General features: G+C 35.9%; 9 protein-coding genes. 7 read left to right on the forward strand and 2 right to left on the reverse strand.

The window, feature by feature from the left end; genetic code table 11:
- Positions 1–64: 64 nt before the first annotated feature.
- Both QLQ94_RS10575 and QLQ94_RS10580 read right to left on the reverse strand, forming a co-directional pair.
- Positions 65–2110 carry a transketolase family protein gene (locus QLQ94_RS10575; protein WP_482499695.1) on the reverse strand — a complete coding sequence of 682 codons (2046 nt, stop codon included), beginning with the start codon at positions 2108–2110 and terminating at the stop codon, positions 65–67.
- Positions 2111–2193: 83 nt separating this feature from the next.
- Positions 2194–4821: a beta-glucosidase gene (locus tag QLQ94_RS10580; RefSeq protein ID WP_271336480.1), complete on the reverse strand. Its 2628-nt coding sequence runs from the start codon at positions 4819–4821 to the stop codon at positions 2194–2196.
- 245 nt (positions 4822–5066) lie between these two features.
- Here QLQ94_RS10580 and QLQ94_RS10585 point away from each other — a divergent pair, with 245 nt between their 5' ends.
- The 7 genes from QLQ94_RS10585 (at position 5067) to QLQ94_RS10615 (ending at position 14444) form a co-directional block, all read left to right on the forward strand.
- On the forward strand, positions 5067–6107 hold the full coding sequence (locus QLQ94_RS10585) for a LacI family DNA-binding transcriptional regulator (RefSeq protein ID WP_271336479.1): 1041 nt from the start codon (positions 5067–5069) through the stop codon (positions 6105–6107).
- A gap of 296 nt (positions 6108–6403) precedes the next feature.
- Positions 6404–8569, forward strand: coding sequence for an alpha-glucuronidase family glycosyl hydrolase (locus QLQ94_RS10590; protein ID WP_482499697.1), 2166 nt, complete (start codon positions 6404–6406; stop codon positions 8567–8569).
- 16 nt (positions 8570–8585) lie between these two features.
- On the forward strand, positions 8586–9323 hold the full coding sequence (locus tag QLQ94_RS10595) for an SDR family NAD(P)-dependent oxidoreductase (RefSeq protein ID WP_271336477.1): 738 nt from the start codon (positions 8586–8588) through the stop codon (positions 9321–9323).
- Positions 9324–9341: 18 nt separating this feature from the next.
- A complete protein-coding gene (gene uxuA, locus QLQ94_RS10600; protein WP_271336487.1) occupies positions 9342–10526 on the forward strand; it encodes a mannonate dehydratase in 1185 nt (394 codons plus the stop codon).
- Positions 10527–10563: 37 nt separating this feature from the next.
- A complete protein-coding gene (locus QLQ94_RS10605; RefSeq protein ID WP_271336476.1) occupies positions 10564–11682 on the forward strand; it encodes an endo-1,4-beta-xylanase in 1119 nt (372 codons plus the stop codon).
- A 265-nt stretch (positions 11683–11947) separates the two neighbouring features.
- The gene (locus QLQ94_RS10610) at positions 11948–13381 is read left to right on the forward strand and encodes an MFS transporter (RefSeq protein ID WP_271336475.1); all 1434 of its coding nucleotides are present in this window, start codon (positions 11948–11950) and stop codon (positions 13379–13381) included.
- A gap of 28 nt (positions 13382–13409) precedes the next feature.
- A complete protein-coding gene (locus QLQ94_RS10615; RefSeq protein WP_271336474.1) occupies positions 13410–14444 on the forward strand; it encodes a glycoside hydrolase family 43 protein in 1035 nt (344 codons plus the stop codon).
- Positions 14445–14449: the final 5 nt, after the last annotated feature.

The raw sequence follows: 14449 nt of genomic DNA on the forward strand, positions 1-14449 counted from the left end.
TATTGTTGTAATTACTCTGTTATTTAAACTGAAAATTAAGCTTACAAAAGCGGCTAGAAATAAGTCAGTTTGAGTTATTTTCTTTTAAATATTTAAGGATTTGTTCACTGGCATTTTTACTTGTAAATCCGAATTTTTGATCTAAAACTGAGGCTGGTGCTGAATATCCAAAATGATCCAGTCCAAAAACTTTTCCTTGGCGTCCAGCGAGATTTTCAAGATTAACAGGAAGTCCGGCTGTTAGGCCGAAAACCAGTCCATCCTTTGGAATAATACTTTCTTGGTATTCTTTAGATTGAGATCTAAAAAGACCCTCTGAAATAATTGAAGCTACATTTATTTTAATTGTAATACTCTTTTCTAACTCATTAGCGGCTTCAATAAGTGTACTAACTTCTGACCCGTTTGCTATCAAAGTAATGTCTGGATTTACAGTTGATTTTACCAGATATCCGCCTTTTTTAGCAAGGGAAGCTATTTCAAATCTGGATGCTCCGCTTGAAGGGAGATCTTTAATATCCTGTCTTGAAAGAATCAATCCCGTTGGTGTTTTATTATTCTCAAGAGCTATCTGCCAAGCTACTGAAGTCTCGATAGCATCGGCAGGACGAAGCGCTACAAAACTTTGATCGCCTGAATGATTTTTAATTTTTTCCAATAACCTAATCTGTGCTTCCTGTTCAATTGGCTGATGTGTAGGTCCATCTTCTCCAACCCGGAAGGAATCGTGTGTCCATACATATTTCACTGCAAGCTCCTGAATTGCTGCAAGGCGAATCGCAGGTTTCATATAATCTGAGAAAACAAAAAATGTTGCCACAACAGGGATTACGCCGCCATGAAGTGTTATTCCGTTAGCGATTGCCGCCATAGTTAGCTCGGCAACACCGGCTTGGAGAAATCCTCCACTAAAGTTGTTTTTTTGAAAAACTGAAGATTTTTTCAGAAAACCATCCGTCTTGTCACTGTTGGATAAATCGGCAGAAGAAACAATTATATTCTCTACATTTTCTGCGAGGTATCCCAAAACGGCAGCAGAAGCATCGCGAGTTGCTGCATTTGCTTTTTGGGGGATAGAACTAAAATCCAATTTAGGTAAATCCCCGCTGAAAAACTGTTTTATCTTTTTTGATAATTTCGGGTTTTGGTTTTCCCAAGCTGAAATTTTCACTTTCCTTTCTGACGCTTCTTTTGTCTTTTGGTTTAAAACTTCTTTATAATGAGCTTGGACATCGGTATAAACAGCAAATGAATTTTCCGGATCTGCTCCTAGATTCTGCAGTGTTTTTGTAAAATCAGCTTTTGTGGATCCGATTGGTTTTCCGTGTAACTCGCACTCTCCTTCATACATACTGCCATCAGCAGTAACACATCCTCTTCCCATGATAGTTCTACCTATGATCAAGGTTGGTCTATCTAATTCGGCATGAGCAGCATTTAAAGCGGAACGGATATGTATATGATTATGACCATCAATTGTGATTACTTTCCATCCCCATGATTCATATTTCATTGCTGTATTTTCGGTTGTAACCTCATTGGTCATAGAGGAAAGCTGCACGTCATTTGAATCATAAAACATGATAAAATTGTTGAGTCCTAAGTGTCCGGCAATTCTTCCTGCACCTTGTGATATCTCCTCCTGAACACCTCCATCGGTTATAAAACCATATATTTTGTGATCAAATAAATTATCGAATCTTGCCGATAAAAATTTTGCTGCAATAGCCGCTCCAACGCCCATTGCATGCCCCTGACCTAAAGGTCCGGATGTATTTTCGACACCTCTTTTAACATCGATTTCAGGATGACCGGGTGTAACTGATCCCCATTGTCTAAAATTTTCTAAATATGTTTTCTCATAATTTCCAAGCAGATAATACTGTGCATACATTAGGGCGGAAAGATGTCCTGCATCCATAAAAAAGCGGTCTCTGAAAATCCACTGCATATCAGAAGGATCATATTTTAGATATTCAGTATATAAAATATGCATAAAATCGGCTCCACCCATTGAACCGCCAGGATGGCCTGAATTGGCTTTTTCGACCATCGAAATTGCCAATGCTCTAATGTTATCTGCTGATAACTGGTCTATTTTGTTGTTCATTTTTTTTGGTTTTTCTAGCTAATATTTATTTTTTTAATTCTATTTAGATAGCTTGCGATGCGTATTTATATAATTGCAATTTTTTATTTCTCTATCTGAATTATTTTAGAAATGATATTACTTTTTATTTCATTTTTTTCATCTGGCTGAGAACCCCCAACAGTAAGTTTAACTTTTCCTTCATATTGTTTTAAGTTTCCTTCAGCAGTAACATACGACAGGTCTTCAGGAGAAAGATTAAAGGTGATTGTTTTGCTTTCACCTTGTTTTAGGTTAAGTCTCTCAAATCCTTTTAAAGTTTTAATTGGTGCCTTTACAGCTGAGTTCTGATTTAATACATACAATTGAGCAACTTCTTGACCTTCAGTTTTACCTGTATTGGTAATTCTTACGGAGACTGAAACATTTTTATTTTTTTTTATTTTAGAAGGAATATTCAATTGATCATATTTGAATGAAGTATAGCTCAAACCATATCCGAAGCCGTAAAGAGGACTTCCCTTGAAATAACGATACGTTTTGTTGTCCATATTGTAATCAACAAAAGGGGATAAGTCTGAATCGCTTTTGTAAAATGTTACAGGCAATCTTCCTGCCGGATTATAATCTCCAAAGAGAATATCTGCCACTGCCGTTCCTGTTGCCTGACCTCCGTACCAAGCATTAAGTATTGCAGGAATATTTTCTGATTCCCACGGAATGGCAATTGCGCTGCCGGTCATCATAACAAAAACGACTGGTTTTCCTGAGGATTTTAGCGCTTTCATCAATTGGGTTTGTACTTCCGGAAGCAGGATGGAGGTGCGGTCGCCTCCTGAGAATCCGGGAAAGTTTACAGGCATTTCTTCTCCTTCAAGCTGCGGAGATATTCCGCCCACATAAATAAAGGCGTCTGTATCTTTATTTCGATCTCCCAATTTTGTAAAATCAGTTTTTTCGAAATTTCCGGTATTTAAGGCTACGTTTGCTTTTCCTTCTCCTTGCCAGTATTCTAAAACTAAATTATAAACCGTATTCTTTTTGGTAATTAATTTAAATGTTTTTTCTCCCCATCTGTTTCTCTCCCATGCGTTTATTACTTCTTTTTCATCGATTAAAAAACGATACCCATCATCAGCATTGATTTCAAAAGTAATGGAGCCATCCTGGTCGGCTTTAAAATGAGTGGTGTAACGGGCAGAAAAATGGTTTGCTTTTATGTTGTTTAAAACAGTTTCGCCTTCCTGCCAAAAGTTATTTATTTCTGATTCTGTTCGTACTGCGGCTGGGTTTCCAGACAAGTTAATATTGTCGTAATATTGTGCCTTAAAACCCTGCTTCCCTTCGAAAGAATATTGATTTTTAAGATCCTTATATATTAATAAAGTGTCATTGGTAAAATTAATGGCTTTTTCATAGACTACTTCTGTGTTTTTACCGAGCTTTTCTTTAATACCTTGTAAAACAGTTGTCAATTTACTTGGAGTTCCGTTGTAATTTCCTAAGATAGAAATTGAATTATCTGCATTAGGACCCAGAACCACAATCTTTTTTAACTTTTTACTCAGTGGCAGGGTGTTCTTTTCATTTTTCAGTAAAACCATTGATTGTCTGGCCATTTTTAAGGCGTGATTGCTATGCTCGGTACTTTCCAGAACAGAATCCGGAGTTTGGGCATATTGTACCATTGAAACAGGATCAAACATACCGAGTCTGAAACGTATCATAAAAAGACGTTTTACAGAAATATCAATTTGATTTTCGCTGATTTTTCCGTTTTTTACAGCCTGAACCAGCGCTTTATAAGCATCTGTGCCGCAGTCAATATCTGTACCATGAAAAACAGCATCTGCAGAAGCTGATTCTGCATCGGGATGCGTTTTATGATTTTTAAAAAAGTCGTCAATTGCCCAGCAGTCTGAGGTTACATAGCCATCAAACTTCCATTGGTTACGAAGAATATCCGTCATAAGGATGTCACTGGCACAACAAGGCTGTGTTCTAAAAGCATTATAAGCGCACATAACTCCGGCCACTTTTGACCCAGTTACTAATTTTTTAAAAGCAGGAAGATAAGTATCCCAGAGTTCATAAGGAGTTACATCAACATCAAAAGTATGACGCAGAGATTCAGGTCCACTATGTACGGCATAGTGTTTTGCACAAGCGGCAGCTTTTAAATATTTAGGATCATCTCCCTGCAGACCTTTAACAAATGAATCACCTAAAATACTTGTCAAATAAGGATCCTCACCATATGTTTCCTGTCCGCGTCCCCAACGTGGGTCACGAAAAATATTAATGTTTGGTGTCCAGTATGTTAATCCCATATAACGCTCGTTTGTTCGGTTTAGCTTAACGGCCTTGTTATAAATCGCTCTCCCTTCCAGTGCTGAATAATCAGCCATTTTATAAAGAGAGTTTTTATCAAATGTTGCAGCCATTGCAATTGCCTGAGGATAAACGGTGGTTTTAAAAGGAGTCCGTGCTACACCATGTAATGTTTCATTCCACCAGTCATAAGCAGGTATTCCCAGGCGTGAAATTGCAGGAGAAGAATTCAGCATCTGAGATACCTTTTCTTCCAGTGTCAAATGTTTTACAAGATCATTTACCCGTTCTTCAAAAGTTAATTCAGGATTCTGAAATGGAAAACTTTCTGTTTTTGCTTGTCCATAACAATAAGAAGTTATTATGAGTGTGATTATGTAAGTAAATTTTTTTGGTCCCATTAGCTTTTTCTTTTATTGATTATTAAAGTGCTGAATTTGATTTATTTCTATAACTTAAAAACAACCGATTGTGTAAAGAAATACTTTTTTTTTGAAAATAAAAAATAATGTTTCAAAAATAATTATAGAAGATTTTAGGGTATCAAAATATTTCTCGTGTAATTGATACAACAGGCTTAATTTTTAAAGAATTTACTATTATATCACTAAAATAATTACATTTACTAATTATAGTATTTTAATTTATGGAAGAGCACAAGCATGTAACGATTTATGATATTGCCAAAAAACTGAATCTTGCAACATCGACTATTTCAAGGGCTTTAAAAGATCACCATAGTATAAGTGATAAGACAATTAAAAAAGTAAAACAAACTGCCAAAGAAATGGGGTTTGTTCCTAATACTTTAGCAGCTGGTCTTCGCGGTAATAAGTCTAAAACTATCGGTATTTTAATCCCAACGGTTACACAGCCTTTTTTATCCTCTCTAATCAGCGGCATTGAGATTGCGGCTCGTAAATCTGAATATTCAGTTATTATTATGCAGTCGCATGACTCTTACGATGTCGAAGTAAATCTGGCTAAATCCTTGTATAGTAACCGTGTAAGCGGGGTTATATGTTCTTTGGCGATGGAGACAAAAGATACTTCTCATTTTAAGCAGTTTTCAAATAATAATATTCCACTTGTATTTGTTGACAGGGTTCCCAGGGATTATGATACTTTTAGGGTTGTAATTAATAATCATCTGGCTGGTTACAAAGCAACAAAACATTTGATAGAACAAGGTTGCAAAAGAATAGCGCACTTAACTGCCGGTTCAGAATTTGGCACTCTTTATAATGAAAGAAAAAGGGGGTATATTGATGCCTTAATAGAGCATGATTTGCCTATTGATGAGGATTTAATCATAAGCTTAAAACATATGACCTATGAAGAAGGAGTAAAAGCCTGTAATCACTTATTTAATTTGAAAGAAGCGCCGGATGGTCTATTTGCTCCCGGAGATATTCTGGCGGTAAGTGCCGTTCAGACTGCTAAAAAAAGAGGCATTAAAGTACCTGAAGATTTTGCAGTTATAGGATTTAATAATGACCCAATCTCAGAAATAATTGAACCAAACATTTCGACTATAACCCATCCTGCAGAGAAAATGGGCAAGGCTGCTGCCGAGTTAATTATTAAAAATCTTAAATCTGTTAAAGATGAGGAAGATGATGCAAAAGAAATTACTTTTCTAAATACACAAGTATTAATTCGTGAGTCGTCCTCAAGGAAAATTTAAGCAACATTTTTAAATCTAAAAAAGGCCTGGTGATATAAATTATATTACCAGGCCTTTTTTTATCAAATATTCTAATGATCTAAATATGGAAGGATGATTTAATAGACCAGAGTAGTAAGTAAAATATTTTTTTTATTTTTTTATTGCATTTTTTTTGTATTTTAGCACAACCGATTGCGATTCTCATAATATTTTTAATAACATATTTTTTTGGTATTTTTTCTGCTGATAGGTTTGTTTTAAATGGGAATAAGTGATTTATGTTTAAAATTAAACACAAAAAAAAATAAAATTAAATGACCTGTATAAAAAAGACTTTTCTAAGATTATTGGCACTATTTTTTATGATTTCCGGGACTGCATCAGCACAAAAGGATTATAAATTATGGCTTCGATACGATAAGATACAAGACGCTGTAATTGCTTCAGAATATAAAAACAATCTTAAGGGAATTGTTTCATTGGGAAGTTCTGAAACTGCAAAAATTTCTTTAGCGGAATTAGAAACGGGAATATCCCATATGCTCGAAAATAAACCTGAAATTCGATCAGCAATCAATGGAGAAAATAATTTAATTGTGGGGTCTCAAACGGCTCTAAATTCGGATTTGAAAAAAGTGCTTGCATCTGATTTCGACAAAATAAACAATGAAGGCTTTATTATTAAATCTATTTCATTAAAAAATAAAAAACAGATTGTCATTACCGGAAAAAATGATGTTGGGGTTTTATATGGTGTTTATAGTTTTCTGCGATTGATTCAGACTAATAAATCAATTAAAAACTTAAGTATTGTTGATTCTCCAAAAATAAATCTTCGGGTATTAAACCATTGGGACAATTTAGATCGTACTGTTGAGCGTGGTTATGCTGGTTTCTCTTTATGGAATTGGCAAAAATTACCTGATTTTATCGATCAGCGTTATATTGATTATGCCAGAGCAAATGCCTCAATTGGGATTAACGGTACAGTTTTGACGAATGTAAACGCAAACGCCTTGATCCTGACACCACAATATTTAGAGAAAATAGAAGCGCTGGCGAATGTATTTCGACCATACGGGATAAAAGTATATTTGACGGCTAGGTTTTCGGCACCAATCGAAATTGGAGGTTTAAAAACGGCAGATCCAAAAGATGTTGCAGTGGCAAATTGGTGGAAAGATAAAGCGAAAGAAATCTATAAAAGAATCCCTGATTTTGGTGGGTTTTTGGTAAAAGCAAATTCTGAGGGTCAGCCAGGTCCTCAAAATTACGGAAGAGATCATGTCGACGGTGCTAATATGTTGGCCGATGCCGTAGCACCTTTTGGCGGTGTAATTATGTGGAGGGCTTTTGTATATTCTGAACATGATGCAAATGATCGTGCCAAACAGGCTTACGCCGAATTTCAGCCGTATGACGGAAAATTTAAAGACAACGTAATTGTTCAGGTAAAAAACGGAGCGATCGATTTTCAGCCCAGAGAACCATTCCATCCGTTGTTTGGGGCAATGAAAAAAACGCCTATAATGATGGAGTTTCAGATTACGCAGGAATATTTGGGTTTTAGTACGCATTTGGTTTATTTGCCAAAATTATTTCAGGAAGTTTTAGCATCAGATACTTATCAAAAAGGCAAAGGCTCGACAGTGGCCAAAGTTATTGATGGATCACTAACCCATACAAAACTTACCGGAATTGCCGGGGTTTCGAATATAGGAAACGATCTTAATTGGACCGGGCATCCTTTTGCGCAGGCAAATTGGTACGGCTTTGGTCGATTGGCCTGGGATCCGTATTTAGACTCAGAACTTATTGCTGACGAATGGTTGAGATGTACTTTTTCGAACGATGAAAATTTCATTAAACCAGTAAAAGAAATGATGATTACCTCAAGAGAAGCAGTGGTCAATTATATGACACCTCTTGGTTTGCATCATATTATGGACACTGGACATCATTATGGCCCGGGCCCGTGGATTTCTGATTTATCGAGACCGGAATGGAATCCGACTTATTATCATAAAGCGGATAAAAACGGAATTGGATTTGATCGTGCAAAAACCGGTACCAATGCGACAGCTCAATATGCGCCGGAAGTAGAAAAGGTTTTTGATAATCTCGAAACTTGTCCGGAACAGGATTTACTATGGTTTCATCATGTTTCGTGGGATTATAAACTAAAAAACGGTCAGACACTCTGGAACGGTATGGCTTTAAAATATCAGGAAGGTGTAAATCAGGTTCAGGAAATGCAAAAGACCTGGAATAATGCAGGGAAATATGTTGATGAAGAACGTTTTAAAGAAGTTCAAATGTTGTTAGAAATTCAATCTAAAGAAGCGAAATGGTGGCGAGATGCCTGTTTGCTTTATTTTCAGCAATATTCAGGTAAAGAATTGCCTGTAGGAGTAGAGAAACCAAAACAAACATTAGAGTATTTTAAATCATTAAAATTTCCGTTTGCACCCGGAAATTAATTATATAAGAAAAAAAATGAGCACAAAAACAGCCATTGTAACTGGAGGAAATTCAGGTTTGGGTTTTGCAACCGCGAAAAAATTATGTGATAACGGAATCAAAACGTATATCATTGGAAGATCAAAAGAAAAGACAGAAGAAGCTTGCGCAGAGATTGGTGCAAATGCCATTGCGATTTTATACGATCTAAATGATATTGCCGGAATTCCTGCTATGATCGAAAGCATCACTAAAGATAATCCGATTGGCATTTTGGTGAACAATGCCGGAATCAATCTTAAAAAAGAATTTCTGGAGGTTACGGATGAAGATTTTCTATCGATAATTCATACCAATCTTTTGAGCGTTTTTGCCATAAGTAAAGCTGTGGTGCAAAACATGAAAGAAAATAATGGGGGAAATATTGTCAACATCAGTTCGATGGCATCTCAATACGGAATCCCGAAAGTAATTGCGTATTCGGCAAGCAAAGGCGCAATCGAATCGATGACAAGGGCAATGGCAGTAGAGTTGGCTCCGTTTGGCATTCGTGTCAATTGTGTGGCGCCGGGTTTTATCAAAACAAAAATGTCGGCAAAAGCTTTAGACAGCGATCCTGAGAGAAAAAATAAAGTACTTTCAAGAACGCCAATGGGAATTTTAGGAGAACCATCGGATATTGCAGATGCCGTATTTTATTTTGCATCAAGCGAATCAAAATTTACAACAGGAACTATTTTGCCTGTAGATGGCGGGAATAGTATTGGATTCTAATTTTAAAATACAATGATTATGATCAAAATGCAGCAAACCATGCGCTGGTTCGGTCCTCAGGATTCTGTAAAACTATTAGACATTAAGCAGGCAGGAGCAGCGGGAATTGTAACAGCTTTGCATCAAATTCCGGTTGGAGAAATCTGGACCGTTCCCGCTATTAAAGAAAGACAGCAAATAATAAAAGAAGCAGGATTAGAATGGATAGTGGTAGAAAGTTTGCCGGTTCATGAAGAAATAAAAAGAGCTACGGGAAACTATTTGCTGTATATAGAAAATTATAAAATCAGTATAAAGAATCTTTCAGATTGTGGCATTAAAGTGATTACATATAATTTTATGCCCATTTTAGACTGGGTTCGAACCAATCATAATTTTGTAAATGAAGACGGAAGCAAAGCACTTTTGTACAATCAGGACGCTTTTACTTATTTTGATGTTTATCTTTTGAAAAGACCAAATGTTGAAAATGATTATTCTGAAACAGAGAAAGAAAATGCGCTGCAATTTGGCAGCCAACTTTCCGAAGAAGAAAAAGCATTACTTTTTAAAAATGTTTTATTGGGATTACCGGGAAGTAAAATCAATTTTACAGCAGAACAAATTCTTTCATTATTAGAGGATTATGCTGATATTGATAATGCGAAACTAAGAGAAAACCTGATTTATTTTTTAACGCAAATAGCTCCAATTGCTTCAGAATATGGTGCGAAATTAGCGATTCATCCTGATGATCCGCCATTTTCGGTTTTGGGTTTGCCCAGAATAGTTTCTACAGAAGAAGATCTGAAAGCAATTTTTGACGCAGTTCCGTTCAATTTAAATGGTTTGTGTTATTGTACAGGTTCTTTAGGAGCAAATCCTGATAATAGTCTGGAGAGAATTATAGACGATTATGGAGACCGAATTCACTTTTTGCATCTCCGAAATACTTTCCGTGAAAGCGAAACTATTTTCAGGGAATCAGAACATTTAAAAGGTGATACTAAGATAGAAATTATTGTAGAAAAGCTTCTTCTGTTAATGAACAAAACAAAAGTAAGTCTACCCATGCGTCCGGATCATGGCTTCTTGCATTCGGTTGATGCAACCAAAGAAACATATCCCGGATATTCTCTTGTAGGCAGATTAAAAGGCCTTGCTGAATTAAGAGGGTTAGAAATGGGAATTGCTTATAAATTAACCCAATTGTCAGCCGAATAGAAAAATAAAATCTAACTATTAATCTAAAACCATAAAAATGAAATTTAGTAATTATTATTTGCTGCTGGTATCTCTAATAGTATTAAGCAGTTGTAATGCGAAAAAGCAAGAAGTAAAAACAGTCTCTTTAAAAGACAGTTATAAAGATGATTTTTATATCGGGACAGCTTTAAGTGCTGATCAAATCGAGGGAAAAGATGCCAAAGTAGATTCTTTGGTTAAAAAAGAATTTAATGCTATAACAGCAGAAAATATTATGAAGTCGATGTTTGTGCATCCTTCCCCAGATAAATACGATTTTGCCTTAACAGATAAATTTGTGGCCTATGGCGAAAAAAATAAGATGTTTATTCATGGTCATACTTTGATCTGGCATAGTCAATTGGCTCCGTGGATGGAAAAAATTAAAGACAGTACAGAGATGAAAGCTTTCATGAAAGATCATATCACTACAATTGTTTCCAAATACAAAGGAAGAATTAATTCCTGGGATGTTGTCAACGAAGCTCTAAATGAAGATGGTACTTTGAGAAAATCTGTTTTTTTGAACACACTGGGAGAAAGATATCTTGTTGATGCTTTTAAATTAGCTGCTGCTGCTGATCCCAAAGTAGATTTGTATTATAACGATTACAATATCGAAGAACCTGCTAAAAGGGAAGGTGCTATTAAGTTGATAAAAAAAATAAAATCAGCCGGCGGAAAAATTGACGGCGTTGGTATTCAGGGGCATTGGAGATTGGCGAGCCCTTCTTTAGATGAAATCGAGAAAAGTATCCTGGCTTATTCCAAGCTTGGTATTAAAGTGGCTATTACTGAACTTGATATTACAGTGCTTCCAAATCCGTGGGACTTAAAAGGAGCAGATGTGAATCAGAATTTTGAAGGAAGTGCAAAAATGAATCCTTACCCGGAAAAACTTCCAGATTCTATTCAGGTTAAACTTGCGGAGCGTTATGCTTCAATCTTTAAATTATTCTTAAAACATAAAGATAAAATCAGCCGTGTAACATTTTGGGGAGTTCATGACGGGCAGTCCTGGTTGAATGACTGGCCCATAAAAGGGCGTACAAATTATCCATTATTGTTTGATACAAAGCTACATCCTAAAAAAGCATACAACAGTGTTCAACAATTAAAAGAATCAAAAGAATAATTTTTGAGGTCTAAAAGGCTTGTTTTTTGTGAATTGTTTTACAATCGGTTGTTTTTAAAATCATTATAATAATTAAGCGAAGTATATTTGCATAATATGTTTTTTTAGCTAATTTTACACAACCGATTGTTTGAAACGAAAGACTTTTTTTTTAAGCATTACATCAAATAAGGAGACCGGAAAAATGATAAAATAAATTCTTATTATTATAAAATCAAAAATTGTTTTTTGATTTTGAATTAACCAAAATAACCACAAACCAATAATGAATTACATTTCTCAAAAATTATCCATTAAAGAAAAAATCGGATATAGCTTAGGCGACCTGGCAGCCAATTTAGTTTTCCAGACTCTGATGACCTATCTGGCTTATTTTTATACGGATATCTACGGATTATCACCAACAGATTCTTCAATAATAATGCTGGTCGTGGGATTAATTGCAGCCTTTATATTTAACCCTATTATTGGTATATTGGCCGACAGAACGAGTACCAAATGGGGAAAGTTCAGACCCTGGATTTTAATTACGGCAATCCCGCTGGGCGTTATTGCTTTATTGGCTTTTTCGACACCTAATTTTTCGTATCACGGAAAAGTAATTTACGCAGTAGTAACCTACACTTTATTATTGCTTTTTTATGCGAGTAATAACTTGCCCTATTCGGCTTTAAGCGGGGTAATAACAGGTGATATGCGTGAGAGAAATAGTATGTCGTCATATCGTTTTGTGGCAGTTATGTTTGCACAGTTTTTTGTTCAGGTTTTCATGCTGGGTATTATTAAAAGTGCCGGAAACGGAGATAAAGCTGTGGGTATCGAAAAAGTGATGACAGTACTGGCTATAATAGGTACAATCATGTTGTTAATCACGTTTTTAACAACTAAGGAGCGTATTATTCCAAAGCCGGAACAAAAGTCAAGTATTAAGGAAGATCTAAATGATTTAAAGAAAAATACACCATGGCTGATCATGCTTGCCCTTACGACTTTGGTTTTTATAACCCTGGCGATGAAAGGCGGTTCGTATGTGTATTATTTTGAAAACTATGTTAATAAAGAGCAATTGGCTCTTTTTATTCAGCCCATTTTAGAAGTTTTGTCTAATATAGGATTAAATTATTTTGGAAATGATGCCGTATCGGCTGGATTTGGATTGTTCAATGCTGGTGGTATTATCTTTATGATTGTCGGAATTACATTGTCTAAAAATCTTGCAGATAAATACGGAAAGCGAAATGTATTTAGATTGTTTTTGTTTATTTCGACACTATTTGTGCTTGCATTTTACTTTTTTACACCTCAATCTATCAGTTTGATGTTTTTCTCCCAAATCCTGCACGGATTTTTCTACGGAATCACAATTCCAATTCTTTGGGCAATGATTGCAGATGTGGCTGATTACTCCGAATGGCTAAACAATCGTCGTGCCACGGCCATTATCTTTTCGGCTATGATGGTGGGCTTAAAAGCAGGTTTGAGCATAGGGGGAGCGTTGACGACGTTATTTTTGGGATATTTTCATTATGTACCAAACTCTACAGTACAAACGGATATTGCGATAAACGGAATAAAATTATTGGTGAGTATTTTTCCTGCTATTCCATTTTTGGTGGGAGTTGCCTTGTTGTTTTGCTATAAAATCAATAAGAAAATGGAAGTGCAGATAGAAACCGATTTAAAAGAACGAAGAAATTAATTATTTAAAATAAAACCTAAAAACGAATATGCCTGAAGATAGTATTGAACAAATTAATTTCGAGCAAATTAATAAATTAGCCATTTCGAAACCTTTAGTTTCGCACATGTACACGGCTGATCCATCAGCGCATGTATTTAACGGTAACATTTATATTTATCCTTCGCATGATATTGATGCCGGGATTCCATTTAACGATAATGGCGATCATTTTGGTATGGAGGATTATCATGTATTTTCGATGAATGATATTCAATCAGAAGTTGTTGATAATGGTGTTGCTCTGCATGTAGATGAAGTTGCCTGGGCCGAAAAACAAATGTGGGCGCCTGATGCGGCCTGCAAAAACGGAAAGTATTATCTGTATTTTCCGGCCAAACGTGCCAACGGAATTTTCCAGATTGGTGTTGCCATAAGCGATTCTCCGGTTGGGCCATTTATGCCGGAACCCGATGCTATAAAAGGAAGTTATAGTATTGATCCTGCTGTTTTTGAAGATGAAGACGGTAAACATTATATTTATTTTGGCGGAATTTGGGGCGGACAACTTCAAAAATACCGAAATAATAAATACGACCCGGCTCACGAAGAACCAATGGGCAGTGAACCTGCTTTAGGTCCTATTGTGGCGCTGTTGAGAGAAGATATGTTAGAGTTTGCCGAGGAACCAAAAGAAATCAAAATTCTCGATGAAAATGGAGAAATCTTATTGGCAGCAGATAATGATCGTCGTTTTTTTGAAGCTTCCTGGGTACATAAATACAACAATAAATATTACTTCTCGTATTCTACTGGCGATACACATTTTATCTGTTATGCTATAGGTGATAGTCCTTATGGACCATTCACATATCAGGGGAGAATACTGAATCCTGTAGTTGGCTGGACTTCGCATCATTCTATTTGTAAAGTAGAGAATGATTGGTATTTGTTTTACCACGATTCGAGCTTGTCAAAAGGAGTAACGCATTTGCGAAGTATGAAAGTAACCAAAATTGATTATGCAGAAGATGGTTCAATTGTTACCATAGATCCGTACGGGATAAGAAGATTGATTGATTAGATAGC

It is taken from the genome of Flavobacterium sp. B114r (assembly GCF_056824125.1).

Excerpts from the sequence above, each read along its gene's own strand:
- QLQ94_RS10575 (WP_482499695.1), bottom strand. The coding sequence starts at position 2,110 with ATGAACAACAAAATAGACCAGTTATCAGCAGATAACATTAGAGCATTG.
- QLQ94_RS10580 (WP_271336480.1), bottom strand. The coding sequence starts at position 4,821 with ATGGGACCAAAAAAATTTACTTACATAATCACACTCATAATAACTTCT.
- QLQ94_RS10585 (WP_271336479.1), top strand. The coding sequence starts at position 5,067 with ATGGAAGAGCACAAGCATGTAACGATTTATGATATTGCCAAAAAACTG.
- QLQ94_RS10590 (WP_482499697.1), top strand. The coding sequence starts at position 6,404 with ATGACCTGTATAAAAAAGACTTTTCTAAGATTATTGGCACTATTTTTT.
- QLQ94_RS10595 (WP_271336477.1), top strand. The coding sequence starts at position 8,586 with ATGAGCACAAAAACAGCCATTGTAACTGGAGGAAATTCAGGTTTGGGT.
- uxuA (WP_271336487.1), top strand. The coding sequence starts at position 9,342 with ATGATCAAAATGCAGCAAACCATGCGCTGGTTCGGTCCTCAGGATTCT.
- QLQ94_RS10605 (WP_271336476.1), top strand. The coding sequence starts at position 10,564 with ATGAAATTTAGTAATTATTATTTGCTGCTGGTATCTCTAATAGTATTA.
- QLQ94_RS10610 (WP_271336475.1), top strand. The coding sequence starts at position 11,948 with ATGAATTACATTTCTCAAAAATTATCCATTAAAGAAAAAATCGGATAT.
- QLQ94_RS10615 (WP_271336474.1), top strand. The coding sequence starts at position 13,410 with ATGCCTGAAGATAGTATTGAACAAATTAATTTCGAGCAAATTAATAAA.